This window comes from Carboxylicivirga caseinilyticus, from assembly GCF_050589785.1.
In the GTDB taxonomy this organism is placed as follows: Bacteria; Bacteroidota; Bacteroidia; order Bacteroidales; family Marinilabiliaceae; genus Carboxylicivirga; species Carboxylicivirga caseinilyticus.
Map to the genome: position 1 here is coordinate 1 of NZ_JBNGOX010000014.1, position 24,166 is coordinate 24,166.

A 24,166-nucleotide genomic window follows, 5' to 3' on the forward strand; every position below is an offset into this window, starting at 1 on the left:
TAGAAGAGCTAATCATTTAATACCCTTCCATCATTCTTATCAATCCCCATAGTCAGCTATTTCTACCCGGTTGTCGGCAACACGCGCGCTCAGCCATTGGTTTTCAACCAGGCAGAACGCTTAGTTGTTAGGCGCTGGGTTTTAATTTTTTATCTATTCTTTTCCTAACCATTTATCACACGTTTCTTTATACGGTATTTCTAAGTTATTTAACCATTTCTCTATATATTTTGGATTGTGACTGTTTGGTGTTGGATTTACATCATCTATTCTAACTTGGATTGGTGTTCTAACGCAATCTCCTGTAATAATTGCGTGTTGCTGCGGTATTATGGGTAATTGGTCTAATATGTCTGCACTTGCACTAGAGACCAGACCTTTTACATATTTCTGGTCTTCTGGATTTTGTAATCTATGAATTATGTACGAATTACATTGAGATAATACTGTCTTTGATAATTCAGATGGTCGTTGACTACATACAATTAATGATATTCCATATTTGCGACCTTCCCGTGCGATACGCTCAAATACTGTTTTAGCAACTGATTCAGATTTCTCAGCAATATAGTTTTGTGCTTCTTCAAGTACAATTACAATAGGATACTGCCCTCTTTGCTCGGGCATAAAGTTTGAAACAAATTCAATTATTAGTCGACCTAACAATGCAGTGATTGTCTCTAAAACTTCAAATGGTAATTGTGATACATCAACGATTGTAATTTGATTTGTTTTGTCGTTGTTTTGCTGAAATCTGATTGATGTGTTATTGTATTCCTTAATAAAGCTTTTTGGGTCTTCTAATTTACCAAAATATCGATTAAAGTCCCCAAGTAAGAATGCAATAAAATGAGAAAGTATGTCTCGATTATCCTTATTGGAATCTTTTAACATCAAAGGAATAGCCATTCTTTTATCGTTAAGAAAGCTATTCATTCGTAAGCGTAATGTCGAAACAAATTCAGAAATGCGATTATTGCCCGTTGATTCTTGAGCAATAGCCGCATCAATAAATTTTTTGCAAAGTTCTTGATAATTGAACCAAGTTGGAATATCAATATTTTGTTCACTAATTATTTGCTGACTTATATTTTCTTGCTGCATTTGTGCAACAAAACTTGAAAGGGCATTGACAACAGCATCAACTTCACTAGGTTTAACTTTTTGATAACTAGAACCATCTCTATTGGGAATTTGTGCCAAAATATCATTCAGTTTAGCCCCATCAAGTAATACAATACCTTTTGATTCCAAATCAGTTATGAGATCTTTATAATTTTTGATTTTCCAATAGTCTTCAGCACTTACCTGTAATTGATTAATAATGTCGTTTATTGAACCAATATATATTTGCGAATGTAAAGGTTTTTGTGTGCTATCATAATCATTTTTTGCTAATCCAATTGCTCGATTAAGCACAGGGGCTTGAGTTCCTTCACTTGGATTAAATAACGATTTTATATCTTCCCAATTCATAAACCAATATGGGACTTGAATTTTATCTATACCACCATAATAATATGCATTTATTTGAGCTAGTTGGGTTTGCTCAGGATCATCTAGTTTTTTATACTTTTCTTCGGCTGGTAAAAAAGCATCTTTATATTCTCCGTTTGTGTCTAAAATGATAAAATGAGCATTTTCTAACTTATTGTCATTTTTATAAGGGAATTTGAATATATTTCTGATAATAGATGTAAATGTGCAGGACTTTCCAGAACCAGTATTGCCAAGAATTGCTGCATGCTTAACGAAAAATTGGTCAGGACAAATTTTTACTTTATAATTAGAAAATGAGGGAGAAGTACCAATAGGTAAATAATAATCACTTTGATAATCAATTGAATTTATTTCCTGTTTGTCATCAAATATATGCCTCAAGTCTTTTTCTGTTACATACCAAACTGGATTATCAAGAGTTGGGAAATTGTAAACTCCTTGTATAAATGTTTCTTCTTGATTATTCTGAGTAATTGTACCCAACATTGTAGCAGAAATATATCTAGCAGATGTTGGTAGTTTTATGCTTGCAGAATTTTTTTCTAAATCAAATTCTTCTTTCATTGTAACTCTTGTAATTAAAGCTACAACACGGTCTGCACCAACTGGAATTATAAGGTATGAATTAATTCTTGCAATTTCATAAATATCTTTGACTCCACTTTTATAAGTACCTCTTAAATCGTCTTCAATTTTTATATAAACACGAAAATTGTCAACAGAAAGGACGCGACCAATTATTTTGTTCTGACTCATAATTAATCCTCCTTAGTTTCTTCTTCAATTGGTTTGCTTCCTTCTAATCCAGTTACCGTAGTTTCTTTTTTATGTTCTTCGGTATATAATTTTTGCATTGTTTCTGTGATTTGAATTTGTTCTTCTTCTTCGTACAAGTCAGGAAGTACATTTTTAACAAAGCCTACAAAAGAAGTTTGTTCTAAGTCTTCTTGGTCAAGGATTATTATTCTACTATCTTCTAATTTTTTTAATTCTTCAATTGGGGAGTCTGGGGCAATTGTCGGAGAATAATTTATAATGATTAACGTAAATGATGGGATTGATAAAGCTTGTTGAATTATGTCATTAATATGCTCATCATAAAACGAATATCCAACACAAAACAGAACAGATTGAGGTTGATTAATTGCTTGTGAAAATTGTCTAAATAATTCTGAATAAGGTAAATCTAATGTGAATGATTTCTTACTTGCACATGGATATATCATTATTTCATTATTCTCATCAGGGGTAAACTTGTCATTTAGTGGAATCTCTTTGATTCCATAAGTATTACTAACCGAGGGCTCTGTATTAACCCAAGATAGCGAACCATGAATTTTAAAATATTTCAGAACTTTTTCAGCCCGATGAACTTTCCCCGTTACACTTTGTCCAGGATAATAAAGGTCATAATCATATACTTCTGGTCTGAAGCATCTATTATGAACACCCATAAATCCATTAATGTAATGTACGCCCAAATTATCTAATGCATAGTCAAATGCCATATCATAATTAGTTGTAAACAAATTTACACGTTTGAGATTATTAGGACGTTGTAATAATTTTTTCAGAAATGCTTCGTGATAATGATAACGATTACGCTTTAACTTTTCATCGTCGGTATAATGTTCATTTATAGTTGTTTTATCTGTATTGCAATTTTTAAAAAGCCATTGTTGCATATTAGTAATTGATGTATTTATGTCTTTAACATCTTCCCCTTTTTTCTCTTTTATAAATCTATCAGCCTGCAAACAGTTAAATAAATCTTCGTATGAAGGATTTTTTCCTTTTCCAAAGTAGGTTTCAATATCTTTCTCACATTTACTCTTTAAACCATCAGGAATACTTCTAATAACAGGTGCTCCTATATGAAAACTTGTTCCAGCTCCTGTTAGAACACTTACATTTTCTAATTCAAGATATTTTTTAATCCTAAGTTTTTCTTTTTGTATTGAATTTTCCATTTAGTCCTGTTTTTTTTAATCAATTTTCAGTATGGTTTGATTATGTTACAGACTTCATTAACCTTGCGCCTAACGTTTGCTGGATGAAGTCGTAGCAGAATCACGGTGATTGCCGTCCGCAGGACGATTAAGCAATTTGCGAGATTCTGTGAAGATCCAGGACCTTGCGCACTGCTATGCTTTATGCCAGCGTGTTGCCTCGCGTTATTTGATCTCGCGTTACACTACGAAATTTAAATTAATATTTTGTCTTGAGTTACGTTTGTCAATCAACATTTAAAAAACTGGATTTTGTCCTTCAAAAATCCGAACTTGAAAAAGGATTTTCTTTCCGCTGTACAAAGGGTCCCTACACATATAAACGCTTCGTTTTTCAATTAATTTCTGCATGCTCTGTCAAGTTATTATTTGTCCGCGTATTCAAATCCTTTTTCAGTAATGACTTTATTTGTTGTCCTCATGCCGGACTGGCATTTACTTTTTTCAGCCATAAAAAAGTAAACAAAAAATCTCCGCTGCATCCCGATTTAGCTAAATTGTTTTGCCCTTCGCTAAAAACAAAGAACTCGTCCTTATAGTCCTTCATTCTTCAGGCCTAACGTTCCTCAAACAGCTTTGTTTTTTATACGCTTCGGTCAATCCAATTCTTAACGCAATCGGCCTGAGGCGGTGTCCCTACAAGATGTTCTCTAGGGTTCTTGCTATTTTGTGCGTTTTGCATAATGCGAGGCTAACGGTTGGCGGTATTAACCGTAGCCCTGTTTTTATTTGTTACCATTTGCTTTGATTTGGTTAGTTTTCAACAGTTTACCGAGATTCTGATTTTGATATAATACCGCATTTTCCTAGTTTTGGGATATAAAAGTATGGCAAATTTCATGGTACATGTTTTGGCGAACAACCATAGAAATCTGCCATACAAAGATTGAATGTATAACCAAAAATTGCTTTTCAGTTATGTCTCACAAAGTTAGCACAGCAATCGTGCTTTTCAAAAAACGGCAGAAGAAAAATGGTAAGTATCCGGCAAAGCTCCGTTTGACGCACGATAGGAAACAGATGTACTATAACATCGACACCAAAGACCGGGTGTATGAGTTCACCGACGAGGAGTTCGAGAAAATCACCTCTCCCAAACCAAGAGGCGAGTACAAGGAGATTCAGATTGAGTTTTCTTTGATAGAGGAAAAAGCCCAGAAGATTATCAAGTCCATGAGGGATTTTTCCTTTGACCGATTCAAGACCCACATCGGTATCACCGGGAGTGATATGAAAAACGTCTATCACTATCTGGACATCAAAACCAAGGCTTTTGAAAAGAACGGCTATGGGGATAAAACCGCAAAGCCCATGAAAAAGGCTTTACAGCAATTCTTCAAAAGAGAAAAAAATCTGGAATTTAAAGAAATCACTGCTACAAAGCTCCGGGAACTGGAGCAATACATGCGCAACAAAGGCATTAAGCCAACCACATATCACCGATACATAGATTCTCTTAAAAGCGTCTTCTTTATGGCACTAAGGGAAAACATGATTTCAATGGACGTGTTCCCCTTTGGCCGGGATAAGGACAAATATCTGGCTCCCCGTGTTGTGACCGTTAAACGGGCGTTGAAACTCAACGAGATTGAGAAAATCTACAACTACCAGCCTGAACCATTTTCACACGAAGACGAGGCTAAAGACTACTGGATGTTCACCTACCTTTGCAACGGCATCAACATGGTGGATTTGTGCAACCTGAAGTACAAGGATATTGGAACGGACTTCATCTCCTTCATCCGGAGAAAGACAGAGCATTCCTCTGCCATCAAACGTCCCATTACCATCCCCATCACCGATGATATTAGGGCAATCATTGAGAAACGGGGAAACAAGGACAAATCACCAGACAATTACGTCTTCCCGGTGATTACCGATGACCTGAGCCACAAACAAAAGGTGTATAAGATTGCTTGGAGGGTGCGCAAAACCAACGTCCACATGGGCAAAATTGGCAAAAAGGTGGGTGTGGATAAGCACATCACCACCTACACCGCCCGGCACAGCTTTGCCACCATATTGAAACGCTCCGGCGTGTCCACCGAGTTCATCAGCGAGAGCTTAGGCCACAAAGATGTGACCATCACGGAGACCTACCTTGATAGCTTTGAGAACGACCACAAACTAGAAATTGCCAAACACCTGACGGCATTTAAGAAATAAACCTGAAAGGCTTCCAAGTAAAAACGGAAGCCTTTCTTTTTCAATCTCTTTCTGTTTTGCCCTATTCATCGGCCATTGATACGAATAAAAGTTATTAACAAAGCCGAAAAAAGTGCGGCTCAGTTACGCCAATTCACCGCTGTTAGAACTATAATCATAAGTGAATATTTTAACATTTTAAAAAAGCAATTAAGCTTATGAATCAAAGAGAAATGACAACAGAGAATTTTGAAAGGGATAGCCTTACAGCATTTGAGAAGATGCTGCAAGGCTACAAAAAAGCGAAGCAATCATTGGTGTGGGAATCGAACATGGATGACCTGATTGAGAGAATGACCCATCTGCCAACGGCTCCGTTTCCCACCGAATTGATGAAACTTTTCGATTACAACTATTTGGTATTATCCGATGACATCAGCACCCTTGTCCAAAAAGCCCTGCAAATGCGTGAACAGATGCAGCACACGCAGCGATTTGTCCACATCGAGGAGAAATACTACTCGCTGCCCTTTTTGCCCAAAAACACCTTCCTGAAGAAACTGAAAGTCTTTAACAATGAAGGCGAACTGTGCTACCAACAGATTGGCAAGCTATACATCCGCTTTAACAGGTTGCTAATTTGGGTTCTTCCCGGAAGAAAGTCATTTTCCTTCCACGACATCTTCACCTTCAAGCAGAAATCCATACAGCTCCGTGATTTAGAAATCTACTATTACTCCCCTTTTCTGGATTTGACCACGACAGACCCCCAATGCTACTACGACTTCTTTTGCGACTACTACGGCAAAACCCAATTCCTCAAATATTTCAACACCAAGGACATTATCAGCTTTGCCCTCGATAGCTCATTTGACAACACCCTGCACAACACACCCAAGGCACTGGAGGAAATCCTTAAACTCACCAGCTCCCAGCAAGTACTTTGGGCATACTTCCTGTTCCGGCTCATGGGCATGAAACTCAGGCTGCATATTGATGCGGCCATGATGACACGATTCCTGCTAATTGTGAACCGGAATGACCTTGAGGACTACAAAAAATCCTATTTCTACAAATTGGTATCCAAAGCTCCGTTCGTGAAAGAGGACAAAAAACTGTTGGCCGATTTGGAGACCATCCGGCTCCATTTCCAAAAGAGCAAATTGCCCACCGGGGACATCGACAAAGAGATACTGAATTTGATTACCAATTAGCAATTTCAAAGGCCAATTACCATTTATTGCTATTTGGTGCAGTTTTCATTATCCGACACTTTTCAGGAAAATCGGGTTTTGAGGCTCAAAAGACCATTTGTATAAATCACAATATCAAAAGGATATGATTTTTCTTTAAAATATCGGACAGTCCGACGACGGAAATTACTGCATTGGTGACTTAAAATTGTCCCAGAATTTGGTTCACAAAACACATCAAATATGGACGAACAAAAGAACATCAATGCAGCGGCTTTAAGGAACCTTGAACTACTCAACAAACAGGTAGCGGAACTTCTTCAGGTGCAACGTAAGGCGGTTTCAGGTTACGACTACCTAAACGCAAATGAGCTGGCCGATTTATTAGGCGAAAGTATCAAGACAATTTATGCAAGGGTGCATAATAGACAAATCCCCTTTTACAAGCCGGGTGGAAAGATTCTGCTTTTCAAACTGGACGAAATACGGGAGTGGATAAAATCCGGTCGTCATGCGACTATGGATGAACTGCGTCAGAACGTGTAATTGGTCTTATAGCACCAAATCTATGAAAAAAGCGCAGAAACTAGGGGAGGAAAAAGACGGCAAACAGATAGTAAGGCTTTCACTGGTAAAGCTCTTTATGAAAAAACGGTCGCACATTCAGGCAGTACCGGAGAACAAGTTTTGCAGGTTTTTAAATCTAACAAAATAGCATTGATTATGGCAATAGTTTATATCTGTGGGGTTGTCAACCCCGATGATGAAAAGGATAGCTGTGTTGACACCGAAAAAGTAAAAGCCCGGCTCAAATCGTTGAAGTGTGCAGTGGTAAACCCATCGGAAATGGCTTTTTCTAAGATGAGCTGGTCGGATACCCTAAGCAACCGGGTAGAACTGCTTAAAAAGAGCCATGCCGTGTATGTCCTGCCCAACTGGAGGGACAGCATCATGGCACGCATCGAGCTGACCGTGGCAATGGATTTAAAGCTGCAAACCTTCTTTCATCCCATCAGCAACAAGGAATTAAAACAATTAGTAACCTCCCTTGACGGATAGCAATGGTTCCGGTGGGGCTGTACAAGGGCAGCCCCACCACTTTTTTTGTACTCAAACTTAGATTGACAATTATGGCAACAACATTGCATCCAAATACGGTCTCAAAGCTTTATTATCTCGACAACAGGATAAAAAGCTTCTATGAAAAAAACGGTTATTCATCCATCCCTTTCGATGGCCGGAAAGTGCAGGAAATGATTCAGGCATCGCAAAAGGAGCTGGCCGAATTGTTCCTCAAAATATGGGGAAAGAGCATGGGCGCACATCTGCTCGATAAGTTTTACGATAACCGGGGCAATGTGCTGGATTTCTACATGAGCCTTGATGGCCAGAACCGCCAGCTCTTATCACAAAAAGATTGGTGATGATGGATGCAACCCAAGTAATAGAACACATCAACGGAGAGATAGTCAGTGTCATCTCCAATTTTGTGGAGATGAAGAAAGCCGGAACCAACTTTTCGGCTCGATGTCCTTTTCACAACGAAAAGTCGGCTTCGTTCCATGTGAACCCGGCCAAAGGGATTTACAAGTGTTTTGGCTGTGGCAAAGGTGGCGATGCGGTAAGCTTCATCAAGGAACATGAAGGCGTTGATTTTAAACAGGCCGTTGAGATTGGGGCGAAAAAGCTCAAGATTGATTTTGAGTGGAAGAAAAGCAAGGACTTTGACCAAGCCAAATACCAGCACCGGGAAAGCCTGCACATTGCCTGCAACATTGTGGAGCGGTTCTTTGCCGAAAAGCTTTCCCATCCCGAAGCCCAGAAGTACCTCCAAGGCCGCAGTATCATTAACCCCTCACACGGTAGTTTTGAGTTGGGTTACGCCCCTAACGGCAATGAACTGCTGGCCTATGCCCGGCAAAATGGCCTCAAGACCGAAATACTGGAGGAAATCGGGGTTCTAAAGAGCAGTGATAACGGGTTGTATGATTTTTTTCGGAACCGTTTAATCTTCCCCATCTCCAATTCACTAGGCCAGACCATTGCTTTTGCCGGAAGGGATTTAACCGATAACTCCAAAGTCAAGTACCTGAACACGCCCGAAAGCAGCATTTACATCAAAGGAAATGAACTCTATGCCCTGAATGCCGCCCGGATGGCCATCAAAAACGAAGACCGGGTGTATATTGTGGAGGGCTATACCGATGCGCTGCGGATGCACGCCATTGGCATCACCAACACAGCGGCCACCTGTGGGACTGCCCTGACAAATGCCCAGTCTTTGTTATTGAAGCGGTACACAAACAAGGCCACATTAATCTTTGACGGGGACAATGCCGGACAACGGGCTACCGAGCGCAATGCCGAAATATTGATTAAAAACCAGTTCCATGTATCGGTGATGGTTCTGCCAGAAAAGCACGACCCAGATTCGCTGTTTACCACCAAGGAGCTGTTTCTCCAGCACAACAAACAGCAGACCGACTACATCATCTTCAAAACTCAGCAATTGGCTGAAAAAGCAGCTTCCGACCCGGTTTACAAGTCCGAGGCCATCAAGCGCATCTCCAAGCTGATTGCCAACTACGACAAGACCAAGCAGGAGGTTTACACCGAGTTTGTGGCCGAACACATTAAGCCCAAGAAGGCTTGGGTGGATGCCATTAAGGAACTGTCACAAAACGAAGCACAACCCACCCACCGCTACACCATTCCCCAGCATGTTAGTCTGAATGATTTTAACCGATGGGGTTTTTATGTAGAGGACAATTGTTACGTGTTCCGGAACAAGAAAGGCGATGACTTTGTGACCCACTCCAATTTCGTGATGGCACCCTTGTTTCACATCGAAAGCCCCATCAATGCCAAGCGACTTTACGAAATCAAAAACCGTCACAATCTGGTGAAGATTGTGGAGCTGCCCCAACGGGATTTGGTGAGCATCACCAACTTTAAACTACAAATAGAATCCTTGGGTAACTTCCTGTGGACAGGAGGAGAAAGCGAACTCAACAAACTGAAAGCATGGCTTTATGAAAAAACCAAAAGCTGCAAGGAAGTGGTTCAGATGGGATGGCAACGGGAAGGCTTCTTTTGTTGGGGAAACGGCATCTTTGACGGGGAACAGTTTATCAAGGCCGACAAGTACGGGATTGTGCAGCATAACGAACGCTATTACTACATCCCGGCCTGTTCCGAAATCTATGCCAGTGATGACAGCCTGTTTGAATTTGAGCGGCACTTCATCCACAACGAGGGCAACATCACCCTTTACGAATACGCCCAGAAATACACGGCTGTATTTGGCAACAACGGCATTATTACCTTGTCCTTTTTCTTTGCCAGTTTGTTTCTGGACATCATCTCCAGACGGTTCGATAAGTTTCCCATTCTGAATATGTACGGACAGAAAGGTTCCGGTAAGAACACCTGTGCCGAAAGCATTCTTTACATGTTTGGCCGCAAAGGGAAAGTCCCCAACCTGCACAACTCCAGTAAACCGTCCATTGCCGACCATGTGGCCACCAGCTCTAATGCCGTTTGTGTGCTGGATGAGTACCGCAACGACTTGGAAATGGAGAAACGGGAACTTCTGAAAGGTTTCTGGGACAAGACCGGGCGAACCCGGATGAACATGGACAAGGACAAGAAGAAAGAGACTTCCAAAGTCAATCAGGGCATCATCGTCTGCGGCCAGCAGATTGCTACGGCTGACATTGCTCTCTTTAGCCGCTTCATTGCTTTGGGCTTCTCCAAAACAATCTTCTCCTTTGAGGAAAAGAGGCATTTTGAAGAGCTGGAGCAAATCAACAAACAGGGATTGACCCAGATTACCCACCAACTGCTGAAACACCGGGAGACATTTAAAAAGAGCTACAACAAAACCGTGGATGCTGTCAGCGACCAGTTCCGGGAGCTGTTGGGGACAACTGCCATAGAAACCCGAATTTTCAATAACTGGCTGACGGTAGCCTCTGCCTATGCCACGGTAGCTCACATTGTCGAGTTGCCGTTTAAGTACGACAGCATCATTCAGCTTTTTGTAGAGCTGATGGTAACCCAGAACAGTGAAACGGCCAAGAATGACGACTTGGGTATCTTCTGGAAAACGGTTCAATATCTTATCAGTTCCAACATTCTCTTTCAGGAAGGTGATTACCGGGTGGTATATGCCGATAAGATAACGCACACCTTTAAGGAGAATGGTGAATGGAAGAAAAGTGATATCATTCTGCCAAGCCCTCAGAACATCCTCTATTTATCGGTTAGCCGGGTATTTGGGTTATATAAGTCACAGGCTTTGCGTGAAGGCGACAAGCCCCTGCCGGATGCTACGGTCGAGTATTACCTGAAGAACAGCCCGGCTTTTATTTGCGACACCAAGAAGGTGTACTTTAAAAAGTTCGATGCCAAGAATGGCTATCCCGAATTAGATGAGAAAGGAAACAAGAAATTCACCTATACCTCGGCTTTTGTATTCTATTTGGACAAGCTGAATCTGAGCATTGCCGATGAACATTTAAACGGGGAAAATTGAAAGGGGAAAGAATTAAAAGACGGAAGGGTTTCTGAACAAAAAACAGAAACCCTTTCTTTTTGCACTTGAAACCAAGTTTTACAATGCAAAACTGGTTACTTTAGTTACTTTAATTACTTTATTGAGTGATATTAATTGAATACTAACAGATTAGAAGGTGTTTGCCATTAAAGTAACGTTACTTTAGGTTACTTTAAGTTACTTTAAAAATCGGCTAAAGACGATTAGGGTACTTTAATTGAGGCTAGGGTACTTTAAGAACTTTGTAGAAACACAGGACTTATAAATTTATAAAACAGCAACTTAACCCCATTAAAGTAACTAAAGTAACTAAAGTTCGGGTAATGTAGGTTTATTTAGGATAAAAACTAGCTCCAAATTATTTTGCAGAGTATTTAGTATTTTCATTTTAGTTTTATAAATTAGCCTCATGGTTAAAAAAATACACGTAATTTGCGTATTATGGCTGAACGAAAGCAGATAAATAGGTTGAAAGTTGTTCTGGCTGAGCAGAATAAAACAAATAAATGGTTGGCTGAACAGTTGGGGAAAAGTTTAACCACGGTTTCGAGGTGGTGTACCAATGAATCGCAACCCGGTATTGAAACCATGATTGAAATAGCAGCGAAACTTAATGTTGATGCCAGAGAACTGATTGTATCAACCAAACATGAAAAATAACACGAAGCAACAATGCCAACGCTTAATTGGATAGGAAAAGACAAGGTGATTAACCACCACATGGATGTACCATACAAGATTTTAGACCATGTTTATGGATTCGATAATGGAGAGCAAGCCCCAAAGGAAACCAATTGCGGAAACAAAATCATTCATGGCGACAACTTAGAAGCCCTAAAAGCTTTATTGCCCGAACACGAAGGAAAGATTAAGTGCATTTATATAGACCCTCCATATAATACTGGAAACGAAGGGTGGGTTTATAACGATAATGTGAATGACCCCAAAATAAAAAAATGGTTAGGTAACGTGGTAGGCAAAGAAGCAGAAGACTTGTCTAGACATGATAAATGGCTTTGCATGATGTACCCCCGTTTAAAATTGCTTCATAAATTACTATCAGTTGATGGTGCCATATTTATTTCAATTGATGATAATGAGCAGGCTAATCTTAAATTGATTTGTGATGAAGTGTTTGGAGGTGGGAACTTTATAAACAACATTATATGGCAAAAGAAATTTAGTCCGCAAAATGACGCTAAATACTTTTCAGATAATCATGACTTTATTTTGTGTTATGCAAAATCCAAATCGGACTGGCACATAAACCAGCTAAAGAGAAATGAATCTCATAATGATAGGTATAAGAATCCAGATAACGACCCCAGAGGTGTATGGACTTCTAGTGATTTTTCAGTGAGAACCTATACTCCAGAATATGATTACGAAATTGAATCCCCTAGTGGCAAAGTGATTAAACCTTCAAAGGGTAGATGCTGGCAAACTTCAAAAGAAAACTTTTTAAAACTTCTTGCAGATAATAGAATTTGGTTTGGTCTTAATGGAACAAATGTTCCTAGGATAAAAACATTCTTATCGGAAGTTCAGCAAGGAATTGTACCTCTAACAATTTGGACGCATGACGAAGTTGGGCATAATCAAAGTGCAAAACAAAGTTTGAAAATGATATTTCCTGAGAAACGAACACCGTTTGAAACACCGAAATCGGTTGAATTAATAGCTAAGATAATTCAATTATCTACGCAGGAAAATTCAATAATTCTCGACTCTTTTTCAGGCTCAGGCACAACCGCTCATGCTGTTCTAAATCTGAATAAGCAAGACGGAGGTAATCGGAAATTCATTTTAATTGAAATGGAAGATTATGCCGAAAACATAACAGCCGAAAGAGTTAAAAGAGTTATTAAAGGTTATGGCGAAAATGGTAAAAAAACTGAAGGTACTGGTGGCAACTTTGATTATTACCAATTGGGTAAACCCCTTTTCCTTGAAAACGATATGCTAAACGAAGAGGTTAGCTTGGAGAAAATACGTGAGTATGTATGGTTTTCAGAGACCCGCCAATCATATAAGGCTGTCAACCAAAATGAAGAACATCTTTTAGGAGTAAGCAACTCATCGGCTTATTACTTTTATTATTACAAAGACGAACTCACTACTTTGGATGACAGTTTTTTACGAAAAATAAAAACCAAAGCAGAGCAATACATTATTTATGCCGACAACTGTGTGCTAGATGACAGTTTGATGCAGAAATATCATATTACGTTTAAGAAAATCCCAAGGGATATAACCCGGTTTTAAACCTGAACAGTTATGATTGAATATATTGAAATAAAAGGTTTTAAATCAATAAAGCATTTAGAGTTGGAACTAAAACCAATCAATGTGTTTATTGGAAGCAATGGTGCTGGGAAGAGTAATTTCGTGTCATTTTTTAAGATGGTACATGCCATTTTTAATCAGCAATTGCAACGATATGTGATTGAAGAAAAAGCAGACAACATCCTCCACTTTGGTCGGAAAATAACGGAGACAGTGTTTGGTAAAATGATTTTTACCGAAGATGCGCAAAACAATAATGCTTATCGGTTTAAGCTGGCTCAAACAAAAGATGGTGGATTATTTATTGCCCATGAAGCATCTGGGTATAATGTAGAAAGGACTGATAATTCAAAAGGATATTATGGAACTTCAGATATTCAAGAATCGAATATTCCAAGCTCGAATTCATTTAGAAATAACTATCTGAAAAAGTATTTATCCAATATTCAAATTTATCATTTTCATGATACATCGGCCACATCAATGCTTCGGCGTGAATGCGATATAAATGACAACGACTCATTAAAATCCGATGGACGCAATCTTCCGGCTTTTCTCTACTTTTTGCAAGAGGAACATCCTAAACTGTTTACCCGACTTGAGAAAACGATAAAGTCAATTGCCCCCTATGTCGAAAAATTGATTCTGCAACCTAAAAAACTGAATAAAAACGAAATAGAATTGCGTTGGATTGAGAAGGGCGACCCCAATTCAAGTTTTAATGCTTATCAGTTTTCTGATGGCACATTGCGTTTTATTGCGCTGGCAACGGTATTAATGCAACCGGAGCCGCCCAAAGTAATCGTCATTGACGAACCCGAATTGGGTTTACATCCTCAGGCCATAACCAAACTTGCAGCCCTTATTGAGATGGCATCTGGCAAAACGCAACTAATCATCTCAACCCAATCGGTAAATCTGGTCGATTGCTTTAAAACAAGTGATATTGTTACCGTTGACCGAAGCACCATAGAAAATCAATCCATATTCAAACGCCTAGATGAAGATAAGTTAAAAGGTTGGCTGGAAGAACACACCCTTGGCGAATTATGGGAACGAAATATTATTAACTCTGCTCAACCTTTTTCAAAATGAAGAGAATTATAATAATTGGTGAAGGGCCTACTGAGCAATTATTCTGCAATGATGTTTTGCAACCAGTCTTTAATGCTCATGACATATTTTTGGAAACGCCCAAAATTAAAAAGTCGAAAGGAGGCATAGTTGCTTGGGAGCATCTGAAAAAGCAAGTTGAACTGCACCTTAAAGATACAGGGGTTTATGTCACTACCTTAATCGACTATTATGGCATACATCCCTGTCACGCATTTCCTAAATGGGAAGAAGCAAAAGCAATTGTAAACAAAAGTGATAGAATAACATTTCTTGAGAATTCAATGCTTGAAGAAATTGACGAATCAATTCGATATAGATTTATTCCATATATCCAGTTACACGAGTTCGAAGCATTACTTTTCAGCGACATTACAGTCATAGAGGATAATTTTGAATCCGATGAGTTTAAAGACTATGACTATCTTTTGGAGACTGATAAAGCTTTTAGTAATCCTGAGAATATTAACGATGGAAAAACAACCGCTCCGTCAAAAAGATTGGGTAGAATTATTGATGATTACAGTAAGGTGGTATATGGTTCGTTATTGGCACAGGAAATTGGTCTGGATAAAATTCTGGAAAAATGCCCACGTTTTAACAATTGGATTGAACGGTTATTAACAATTGAATAGTAACGACAAACTCATAGAAAAGTGGAATTAAAACCATATCAACAACAAGTAATCAACGACTTAGACAAGTTTCTTGAATATTTAAACACCTTTCAGGATTCTGCAAAAGCGTTTAATCAATTTTGGGAAGATAAGGTAGGGAAATACCAAGCCAACTTAGATGGCTCCTATTCAGGCATGCGCCCTTACAAAAACAATATTCCGGGAGCTACACATATTGCTATCAAAGTCCCAACAGCAGGGGGCAAAACTTTTATTGCTTGTAATGCACTTCATTCAATTTTCAAGTCGTTTGATGTTACAAGACCTAAAGCAGTCGTATGGTTGGTTCCTTGGTCGAATCTTTTGCAGCAAACAGCCGGACATCTATCAAACCCTACACATCCTTACAGAGAGAAACTGAATGCTCTATTTGGCAATCGGGTCGAAGTCTTTGAAAAAGAGGAATTATTACAGGGCGCCGGATTTAATCCAACCTCGGCAAAAGAACAGCTGAATATTTTTGTGTTCAATTTTAGCAGCATCCGAATTAATTCAACAAAAAAGGATGACCGTAAGGTATATGAGCAAAATGGAGCTTTAGAACAATTTCGGGGTTTTGTTGATAAGGATTTAGTGATTGATGATACCGATGAAACGGCTTTGATAAATGTGATACGGTCATTAAATCCTGTTGTCGTTGTTGACGAAAGCCACAATGCCGAAAGCGTATTGAGCGTGGAGATGCTGAATAATCTGAATCCCTCTGTAGTTTTGGATTTAACAGCAACTCCTAAAGAAAACAGCAACATCATCAGCTTTGTAAATGCAATGGCTCTCAAGAAAGAGCACATGGTAAAGCTTCCGGTAATTGTTTACAATCACCATAAAAAGGAAGAGGTCATTACCAGTGCTTTGCATTTACAACGACAACTGGAGTTGCTGGCCATTGAGGAAGAAAAAGTGACAGGCAAATACATCCGCCCTATCATTCTGTTCCAAGCGCAATCGAACATTAAGGGGAAGGACAACACAACCTACATTCACATCAAAGAGCAATTAACGAAACTGAGGATTCCCGAAGAGCAAATCAAAATCAAAGTGAGTGGTTTGGATGAGTTAAAGGGTATCAATCTGATGGCCAAGGATTGCGAAGTTCGTTATATTATTACTGTCAATGCGCTTAAAGAAGGATGGGATTGTCCCAATGCCTATATCTTGGCTTCATTGGCCGATAAGTCATCAGCAGTGGATGTGGAGCAAATACTCGGTCGTGTTCTCCGCCAACCACATGTAACCAAGCACCAAAGCCCATTGCTTAACCTTTCATTTGTATTATCAGCAAGTTCCAAATTTCAGGAGACCTTAGATAATATTGTGAAAGCCTTACAAGATTCAGGCTTTAGCAAAGAGGACTATTATGCTGAAGAAGAGCCTGAGGTTGAATTGACCAACAATGAGGTACTACAACAAGAGCTATTTGGAACAAGCCCGGTGTCTTCTGGTAATTCAGAAGATGGTAAGGTTCCTGTTGACGAAATTAACATTGAAGAAATTGATTTTGACCCAAATGTCGAGTTGGATTCCAACCAGATAGGAAGTACAACTGATATTGTTAAGCAAATTACTCAAAAGGGCGAATCAGAGGGTAAATCATTCGAGCAAAAAGCAGAGTCCTACACAGAAGATAATACTGACTATTTATTACGGGAAATGGGTAAACAGCCAAAGAAATATAGAATTGAAGACCCTTTTGTTGATGTGGTAAACGACTTGGCAATTCCTCAGTTCTATCGAAAAGTTCCGGCAGATGAACTGCATGACACCATCATGTTTGAGGAATTGAAGCAGGAGGAGCAATTATTGAACCGCAACAGTCTTTTAAAAGGGTTTAAACTTGCTTCAAAAAGCACCGAAATCAATTTCGATGACACAGATACAGAAGTATTTCAGGTGGATTACAACGAATCGAAGCATACTGCAACAAAACAGAAAGTTTCAATTAGAGCAAAAGCCATTCTTGTTGATACAATTCTGTCAAAGCCCAAAGAGACTCAGATTAAAGACATCACACAGCTCATCGTCCGTAAATTGGGTGACATGACCCCTATTTCGCATGAAGACATAACAAAGTATGTGACCCGTGTTTTTGAGGATTTGCACAACGACCAGATACGAGACATTATCAACAATGAATTCTTGTACATCAGCAAGATAAAGGCAAAAGTAAAAGAACTTGAATCGGAATACGCAAGAGAGCAGTTTCAAAAGCTTTTAGACACCAATAATATCTTGGTAAAACCAAGCTTTAAGTTCCCCAATGAATTAACTCAAATAAGCCCAAGCAGTGCCATTGACAAGTCGCTATACGAAGCAGAAGCCTCAATGAATGGGTTTGAGCAGGAGGTAATCATGAATATTGCATCTCTTGAAAATGTTTTGTTCTGGCACCGGAATATTGAGAAACGGGGATTTGCCCTAAACGGATTTGAAAGCAACCATTATCCCGACTTCATCATTTTCACCAGAAATGGAAACCTGATTCTCATTGAAACAAAGGGAGACTATTTGGATAACGATGAAAGTCGAGCCAAAAACCTACTTGGTAAAAAGTGGGCAGAAAAAGCTGGAGATAATTTCAAGTATTTCATGGTGTTTCAAAAGAAGGAAGTGCCCGGTACTTATACGGCACAGTCAATTACAGAGATTGTTAGGATGTTGTAATTTAATCAGCAAAATAATGAGGAACAGAATCTGGGCATAATTAACACAAGCTAAACACAATGCCGAATTTGCTACACTCTATTCAGATAGGCAAAGAACGATTCTTCGCATTTTTAATATTGGAATATTAGCCTTTTCTTCTGCTGGCATTATGGGCAGGAAACTTTGGCAACATTTACCATTAATGGCTTGAATTATTAACTCACTGTTTTTTGTAATCTTGCAAATGAAAGAAGATATTGACAAACAACTCCAAACCCGGAACATCAAACCAACTTCTATGCGACAGTTGGTTTTGCAGGTCTTGAATGAACAAAAAACAGCCATAAGTTTACCGGAGCTGGAAAACAAATTTGAAAAGGCGGACAAGACCACATTGTACCGAACGCTTAAAACTTTTGTAGAAAACAAGCTAATTCACAGCATCGATGATGGCACGGGTTCGGTAAAATATGCTTTGTGCCAAGAAGCCTGTGAATGCCACCCCGAAGACCTTCATGTTCATTTTTTATGTACCGTTTGTGGGCAGACTTATTGCCTTACAGATGTAGCCGTTCCCAAAATTAATTTACCAGCCAAATTTCAACTAGAAAGTGTGAACATGGTAGTGAGAGGGGTGTGTCCCAGCTGCGACAAATAAACTTTGCAACCCGGTTGCATCAACTTTTTTATATCTTTGGCGTTATATAATTGATTAATCTTTAGAAGCAGGTGAATTTTAAAGGACAACATATAGAAAGGATATTTACCTTTTTGGCTGGGCTGATTATATTGGCTCATACTGTTGTGCCGCATCATCACCATTTTGAGATTTCGCACTCATCTGAAGAGGAATCGGCCTGTGAGGTGCCTGTTCATGGGCAAAATCAGGAAAAGCCAGACACACATTGTCACGCATTTAATATTCTGGTATCAGAAAGGACTAGCACCATATCTTTAAACAAGTCTTTATCTGACCATCTCAATTTTTTCACAGCTGGAGTTGTAATTCAAATCGAAACTCCACCTGTAATCGACATTCCCACAACCTTTTTTGGCAACCATGCCATTTTCAAAAAACAATATTTCTATACCGCCCACTTACTTCGGGCACCTCCTGCAATTGCTTAACTTTTGTTTCAATTAACAGGCCGGCAAAACAGCTGGTCTGCATGTTTATCTTAATCTTTTTGACATGAAAAAGAAGAAGTTAAGCAAGCATCAATTACGGGAAAAACAGGAAATCGAGGACAAAAAGTTTAATCGAACACTGATTATCAGTTTTAGCATATTGATAGTTGTCACATTTTCTGTTCTGACTTTCTACACCTATGGCTGCGATACCAGGTTTCTGTATCACAAATGGGCTTGGTATGGTAAGGAAATTCCGGGTGAATGGGCTTGTATGAATGGCAATAATTTAACGATGCATAAATCTTCAAAAGTCGCTTATAATAAAAAGGCATACTATTTCTGTAGCCAGGAATGTTTCAATCACCTAACAAAACACTTTGCAGAAGTTGGGATGGTTCCCGATGCTTTTTCAGGCGATTCAATCAACAAAGCCGATGCCTTAATCGGGTTAAAAGAAAAAGGAAAACCTGAATTGGCTTACTTTAAAAATCAGCAAACATTTAAAAAGTATTATGAGTAGGATAAATAGAGTTTTAACAAATAAAATCAATAAGAAATGATAAACAGAATCATATCTTTTTCAATAAAGAACAAAGCTCTCATTGGTTTAATGACCATAGGGCTTATTATCGGGGGCATTTGGTCAATGACCAAAGTACCATTAGATGCCGTGCCCGACATTACCAACAACCAGGTGCAGGTAATAACCACCGCACCCAATTTGGGAACCGAAGACATAGAGCAGTTTGTAACCTATCAGGTGGAACTTTCGGTGGCTAACTTGCCGGGGGTTACCGAAATCCGCTCTGTTTCACGGTTCGGATTGTCAGTGGTAACAATAGTATTCGAGGACAATATGGGGACATACCTTCCCCGGCAATTGGTAAGCGAGGCATTGGCCGAAATTAAGGAGAACATCCCTGAAGGATTTGCCGAGCCCTTTATGGCACCCATCAGTACCGGATTGGGTGAGATTTACCAATACACGCTGGAAGTACAGCCCGGCTACGATACTCTTTACGATGACATGGAGCTGCGCACCATGCAGGAATGGATTGTAAAACGCCAGATGGCAATGGTCCCCGGTGTGGTTGAAGTAAACTCCTTTGGCGGACGTGGCAAACAATACGAAATTTCCATAAACCCCGATAAGCTTCGCAGCATGAACCTGACCATTGCTGACATTTTTGAGGCTTTGGAAGATAATAATCAGAATACCGGAGGGGCTTACATTGAGAAAAAATTTCAGGCCAACTTTATCCGTGGCGAAGGTTTAATGCGTTCGATTGATGACATTCGAAATACCCCTGTTGCCAATGTAAACGGGCAACCTGTTTTTATACGTGATGTGGCTGAAGTAAAATATGGCAGTTTTGTTCGCTATGGGGCATTTACCAAAAATGGTAAAGGTGAAGCCGTAGGAGGTATTGTAATGATGCTTAAGGGCGAAAACTCCAACGATGTCATCAAGGATGTGAAGGAACGTATGGCCTTAATTCAAAAATCGTTGCCGGAAGGTGTGAAAATTGAATCTTTCCTCGACCGCAGCAAACTGATAAAAAGCACCACATCCACTGTAGCCGAAAACCTTTCACTGGGGGCGCTCATCGTAATCTTTGTCCTTGTCATCTTTTTGGGCAATTTACGGGGTGGTTTGCTGGTAGCTTCTACCATACCGCTTGCCCTGCTCTTTTCGTTTATCATGATGAAAGTTTTTGGTGTTTGGGCAAACCTGATGAGCCTCGGGGCTATCGACTTTGGGATTCTTGTCGATGGGGCGGTAATCATCGTGGAAAGCATGATTTTTTACCTGCACCGGAATGAATTTATCGGGAAAAAACTGGGGCTGCCCCAACGCAACGAAATTGCCTACAATTCAGCCAGTAAAATGATGAACTCCGCATTTTTCGGGCAGCTGATTATCCTTATTGTTTTTATTCCTGTACTGGCATTGCAGGGTGTGGAGGGCAAAATGTTTATACCCATGGCCATGACCTTTGGTTTTGCCGTGTTGGGTGTGATGGTGCTGTGTCTTACCTACATCCCTATGATGGCAGCACTTTTCCTGAAACCTCCGAAAACAGATAAAAAAACCTGGGGAGAGAAATTTATTATAAAGCTTGAAAACCTGTACGAACCGGTAATTGCCTGGGCTTTACGCAAAGGTAAGCTTGTATTGGGAATTGCCTTGGTGCTTTTAATTTCCGGAGGATTCCTTTTCTCACGTATGGGAGCCGAATTTATTCCTCAGTTGGACGAAGGCGATTTTGCTTTCCAGGCTTTTCTGAAGCCCGGAACATCGCTATCTGAGGTAGAAAAAGCCTCTACCCGTATTGAACAGATAGTATTGGAAAATTTTCCAGACGAGATAGAATCCATTCAAAGCCGTATTGGGGTGGCTGATTTACCTACCGACCCCATGCCGATTGATATTGCCGATATATTTGTCATTCTCACACCGGAAGATGAATGGACAAAGGTTGAATCAAAACAGGAACTGATTGATAAGGTAAAAGAAAAGGTAAGTGTTTTGCCCGGTATAAACTACGAATTTACCCAGCCAATCGAGATGCGGTTCAACGAGCTTTTAACCGGAATTCGTGAAGATGTGGCTATTAAATTGTACGGTGATGACCTGAATATGCTGGCTGATAAAGCCGAAGAAATTTCCGGTTTAATTGCAGGTATTGAAGGCATTGAAGGCATAAAAGCCGAAGCAACCCGTGGGCTGCCTCAAATAACGGTAAAATACAACCGTACCAAACTGGGGCAGTACGGGTTAAAAATAAAAGACCTGAATACCGTGGTAGAGACTGCTTTTAGCGGTGGCGTTGCCGGGGTTATCTATGAAGGTGAACGTATGTTCGACCTTGTGGTTCGACTTGATGAAGCACACCGACAGAGTATTGACGACCTTCGGAATTTATTTGTGAATACTCCCGATGGAAATCAGGTTCCCCTAAAGGAAGTAGCTGAAATCAGCTATCAACCCGGCCCGATGCAAATTAGCCGCGACAATACCAACAGGCGTACTTATGTAGGTATTAACGTGGAAGGCAGGGACATTAAATCGCTGGTAGAAGAAATTCAACAGACGCTCGATGAAAAACTGGAACTGCCTTCGGGTTATTACATTCGCTACGGTGGTGCTTTTGAAAACCTCGAACGAGCATCAAAACGTCTTACTCTGGTTGTACCGCTTGCGTTGGCATTGATATTTATGCTTGTTTTCTTTGCCATTAAATCGTTTAAACAAACCCTGATGATTTATGTGGCCATTCCTTTTGCAGCAGTGGGGGGTATTTTTTCGCTTTACCTACGCGATATGCCTTTCAGTATTTCGGCAGGAGTCGGCTTTATTGTACTCTTTGGTGTGGCAGTATTGAACGGGCTGGTTTTGATAAGCGGTTTTAACGAGTTGAAAGAAGAAGGAAAACTCAGTATTGGCGAAATTATTAAACAGGGTTCCCTTCGCCGGATACGCCCTATATTCCTGACTGCATCAACCGATATACTGGGTTTCCTGCCTATGGCTATTTCCACCTCAGCAGGGGCAGAAGTGCAACGCCCGCTTGCCACCGTGGTTATTGGCGGCATGTTAACATCAACACTTCTAACACTGGTTGTGTTGCCCATACTTTACAAGATGGTTGAATCAGGAAAAACCAAACTGAAAGTGCCAAAACTCAATACCACGGTAATAGCCGTTCTGCTCATCATAGTCGGTATTGGTGCTTCAGGCACCCTGAAAGCACAGGAAAATTCAGTTACCCTTGAGCAGGCAATTGAACGGGCAAAAGAAAACTACCCTTCGTTAAAAGCAGCTTCGCTCGATGTGGAGAAACAAAAAGCCCTGAAAGCTACAGCTTACGATTTGGGCAATACGTCCATCTACACCGGTAAAGAGGAAACCGGAAACGGAGCGGTGGGTATTCAAAACCAAATTGGGATAACACAATCGGAAATTGACCTGTTTGGCATACCTGCCAAAACAAAACTGAATAAATCACGTACCGGCCTTGCTGTTTCAAAACTTGAACTGACAGAGAATGAACTGGTCAGAAACGTGAGCCTTGCATGGTACAGGTCACTGGTTGCAAAAAAGCAAACAGAATTGTACAATCAGCTCGACAGTATTTATACCAATTTTCTGAAAGCTGCCGAATTGCGGTTTAAAACCCAGCAAACATCCAAAGTAGAGTACCTTTCTGCCTCGGCTAAATACAAAGAGTTAATGGTGAATATGAAACAGGCTGAGAGCGAATACCTGGCATCGCTGCAAATTCTGAACCAGTACCTGATGTACCCCGGCGGTGTAGAAATTACAGATGCCGGACAAGAGTGGGGTAAATCGATTCATGCTGCCTTTTCAGGTGATTCGTTAAACAATGTTCCTTTATTGAATTATTACAGGCAGCAGCTTGATGTTTCAGAAGCAGAGTGGAAAGCCGAAAAAGCAAATTTTTTACCTAAACTCGATTTGGGGTACTCGCGGCAATCGGTCGATGGTACTTCTGGTTTTTATGGTTGGGAAGCAGGTGTTTCCGTTCCTTTACTGTTCTTTTCCCAGTCGGGAAAAACAAAAGCCGCCCATATAAATTACCAGATTACCGGACAGGAATACAAGCAAAGGGAATTGGAGCTGAATGCCTCTTACAAGGAACTTTTAAGCCGTTACAGGGTAATGAGCGAGGTGCTGGAATATTATAGAAACGAAGCCCTTCCGCTTGCTGCCGAGCAAATTGAAGCTGCAAATCTTGGTTATCGTCTTGGAAACCTCAATTATATCGAGTTTATCCAAAACACCGAATCAGCCATAAAAACAAGGCAGGAATATTTATCACGGCTATCAGATTTCTTCGAAATTAAGGAGCAATTGGAATACATAACAGGTCAATAATTTTAAAAACA

The 24,166-nt window shown here is 40.0% G+C and carries 17 protein-coding genes; 15 read left to right on the forward strand and 2 right to left on the reverse strand.

The features are described from left to right. Positions 1-153 precede the first annotated feature (153 nt). The gene (locus ACRD62_RS09100; RefSeq protein ID WP_430819823.1) at positions 154-2,256 is read right to left on the reverse strand and encodes an ATP-binding protein; all 2,103 of its coding nucleotides are present in this window, start codon (positions 2,254-2,256) and stop codon (positions 154-156) included. A 2-nt stretch (positions 2,257-2,258) separates the two neighbouring features. After that, positions 2,259-3,470 (reverse strand): SIR2 family protein, encoded by a 1,212-nt coding sequence (locus ACRD62_RS09105; RefSeq protein WP_430819824.1) that lies wholly within the window; start codon positions 3,468-3,470, stop codon positions 2,259-2,261. 957 nt (positions 3,471-4,427) lie between these two features. Between ACRD62_RS09105 and ACRD62_RS09110 the strand changes: the two genes are divergently transcribed. The 15 genes from ACRD62_RS09110 to ACRD62_RS09180 all read left to right on the forward strand — a co-directional run bounded on the left by ACRD62_RS09110 (position 4,428) and on the right by ACRD62_RS09180 (position 24,155). Beyond that, positions 4,428-5,675 carry a tyrosine-type recombinase/integrase gene (locus ACRD62_RS09110; protein WP_430819825.1) on the forward strand — a complete coding sequence of 416 codons (1,248 nt, stop codon included), beginning with the start codon at positions 4,428-4,430 and terminating at the stop codon, positions 5,673-5,675. A 212-nt stretch (positions 5,676-5,887) separates the two neighbouring features. Then, positions 5,888-6,868, forward strand: a complete 981-nt coding sequence (locus ACRD62_RS09115; RefSeq protein WP_430819826.1) for a hypothetical protein — start codon at positions 5,888-5,890, stop codon at positions 6,866-6,868. Positions 6,869-7,090: 222 nt separating this feature from the next. Continuing rightward, the gene (locus tag ACRD62_RS09120; protein WP_111446900.1) at positions 7,091-7,393 is read left to right on the forward strand and encodes a helix-turn-helix transcriptional regulator; all 303 of its coding nucleotides are present in this window, start codon (positions 7,091-7,093) and stop codon (positions 7,391-7,393) included. 177 nt (positions 7,394-7,570) lie between these two features. Further along, positions 7,571-7,906 (forward strand): DUF4406 domain-containing protein, encoded by a 336-nt coding sequence (locus tag ACRD62_RS09125; protein WP_430819828.1) that lies wholly within the window; start codon positions 7,571-7,573, stop codon positions 7,904-7,906. A 71-nt stretch (positions 7,907-7,977) separates the two neighbouring features. Then, entirely contained in the window at positions 7,978-8,271 is a 294-nt protein-coding gene (locus ACRD62_RS09130) for a hypothetical protein (protein ID WP_319401698.1), read from the forward strand. A 2-nt stretch (positions 8,272-8,273) separates the two neighbouring features. Further along, positions 8,274-11,384: a DNA primase gene (dnaG, locus tag ACRD62_RS09135; RefSeq protein WP_430819898.1), complete on the forward strand. Its 3,111-nt coding sequence runs from the start codon at positions 8,274-8,276 to the stop codon at positions 11,382-11,384. A 462-nt stretch (positions 11,385-11,846) separates the two neighbouring features. Next, positions 11,847-12,065: a helix-turn-helix transcriptional regulator gene (locus ACRD62_RS09140; RefSeq protein ID WP_430819829.1), complete on the forward strand. Its 219-nt coding sequence runs from the start codon at positions 11,847-11,849 to the stop codon at positions 12,063-12,065. A 12-nt stretch (positions 12,066-12,077) separates the two neighbouring features. Further along, positions 12,078-13,670, forward strand: coding sequence for a site-specific DNA-methyltransferase (locus ACRD62_RS09145; protein WP_430819830.1), 1,593 nt, complete (start codon positions 12,078-12,080; stop codon positions 13,668-13,670). A 12-nt stretch (positions 13,671-13,682) separates the two neighbouring features. Beyond that, positions 13,683-14,786 (forward strand): AAA family ATPase, encoded by a 1,104-nt coding sequence (locus tag ACRD62_RS09150; protein WP_111446951.1) that lies wholly within the window; start codon positions 13,683-13,685, stop codon positions 14,784-14,786. Then, positions 14,783-15,439 carry a DUF4276 family protein gene (locus ACRD62_RS09155; protein ID WP_430819831.1) on the forward strand — a complete coding sequence of 219 codons (657 nt, stop codon included), beginning with the start codon at positions 14,783-14,785 and terminating at the stop codon, positions 15,437-15,439. Before ACRD62_RS09150 ends, ACRD62_RS09155 begins: the two co-directional genes overlap by 4 nt. A gap of 21 nt (positions 15,440-15,460) precedes the next feature. Next, complete coding sequence (locus ACRD62_RS09160; RefSeq protein WP_430819833.1) at positions 15,461-18,142, forward strand: DEAD/DEAH box helicase; 2,682 nt, start codon at positions 15,461-15,463, stop codon at positions 18,140-18,142. A gap of 226 nt (positions 18,143-18,368) precedes the next feature. Then, complete coding sequence (locus ACRD62_RS09165; RefSeq protein ID WP_430819835.1) at positions 18,369-18,782, forward strand: Fur family transcriptional regulator; 414 nt, start codon at positions 18,369-18,371, stop codon at positions 18,780-18,782. 71 nt (positions 18,783-18,853) lie between these two features. Further along, positions 18,854-19,252, forward strand: coding sequence for a DUF6769 family protein (locus ACRD62_RS09170; RefSeq protein WP_146260766.1), 399 nt, complete (start codon positions 18,854-18,856; stop codon positions 19,250-19,252). A 64-nt stretch (positions 19,253-19,316) separates the two neighbouring features. Beyond that, positions 19,317-19,775 carry a hypothetical protein gene (locus ACRD62_RS09175; protein ID WP_282592280.1) on the forward strand — a complete coding sequence of 153 codons (459 nt, stop codon included), beginning with the start codon at positions 19,317-19,319 and terminating at the stop codon, positions 19,773-19,775. A gap of 36 nt (positions 19,776-19,811) precedes the next feature. Continuing rightward, on the forward strand, positions 19,812-24,155 hold the full coding sequence (locus ACRD62_RS09180; RefSeq protein ID WP_430819838.1) for a CusA/CzcA family heavy metal efflux RND transporter: 4,344 nt from the start codon (positions 19,812-19,814) through the stop codon (positions 24,153-24,155). Positions 24,156-24,166 lie beyond the last annotated feature (11 nt).

Coding starts and splice junctions, on each gene's coding strand:
- ACRD62_RS09165 (WP_430819835.1), top strand. CDS start 18,369: ATGAAAGAAGATATTGACAAACAACTCCAAACCCGGAACATCAAACCA.
- ACRD62_RS09180 (WP_430819838.1), top strand. CDS start 19,812: ATGATAAACAGAATCATATCTTTTTCAATAAAGAACAAAGCTCTCATT.
- ACRD62_RS09145 (WP_430819830.1), top strand. CDS start 12,078: ATGCCAACGCTTAATTGGATAGGAAAAGACAAGGTGATTAACCACCAC.
- ACRD62_RS09175 (WP_282592280.1), top strand. CDS start 19,317: ATGAAAAAGAAGAAGTTAAGCAAGCATCAATTACGGGAAAAACAGGAA.
- ACRD62_RS09105 (WP_430819824.1), bottom strand. CDS start 3,470: ATGGAAAATTCAATACAAAAAGAAAAACTTAGGATTAAAAAATATCTT.
- ACRD62_RS09140 (WP_430819829.1), top strand. CDS start 11,847: ATGGCTGAACGAAAGCAGATAAATAGGTTGAAAGTTGTTCTGGCTGAG.
- ACRD62_RS09125 (WP_430819828.1), top strand. CDS start 7,571: ATGGCAATAGTTTATATCTGTGGGGTTGTCAACCCCGATGATGAAAAG.
- ACRD62_RS09120 (WP_111446900.1), top strand. CDS start 7,091: ATGGACGAACAAAAGAACATCAATGCAGCGGCTTTAAGGAACCTTGAA.
- ACRD62_RS09115 (WP_430819826.1), top strand. CDS start 5,888: ATGACAACAGAGAATTTTGAAAGGGATAGCCTTACAGCATTTGAGAAG.
- ACRD62_RS09110 (WP_430819825.1), top strand. CDS start 4,428: ATGTCTCACAAAGTTAGCACAGCAATCGTGCTTTTCAAAAAACGGCAG.
- ACRD62_RS09155 (WP_430819831.1), top strand. CDS start 14,783: ATGAAGAGAATTATAATAATTGGTGAAGGGCCTACTGAGCAATTATTC.
- ACRD62_RS09100 (WP_430819823.1), bottom strand. CDS start 2,256: ATGAGTCAGAACAAAATAATTGGTCGCGTCCTTTCTGTTGACAATTTT.
- ACRD62_RS09150 (WP_111446951.1), top strand. CDS start 13,683: ATGATTGAATATATTGAAATAAAAGGTTTTAAATCAATAAAGCATTTA.
- ACRD62_RS09130 (WP_319401698.1), top strand. CDS start 7,978: ATGGCAACAACATTGCATCCAAATACGGTCTCAAAGCTTTATTATCTC.
- dnaG (WP_430819898.1), top strand. CDS start 8,274: ATGGATGCAACCCAAGTAATAGAACACATCAACGGAGAGATAGTCAGT.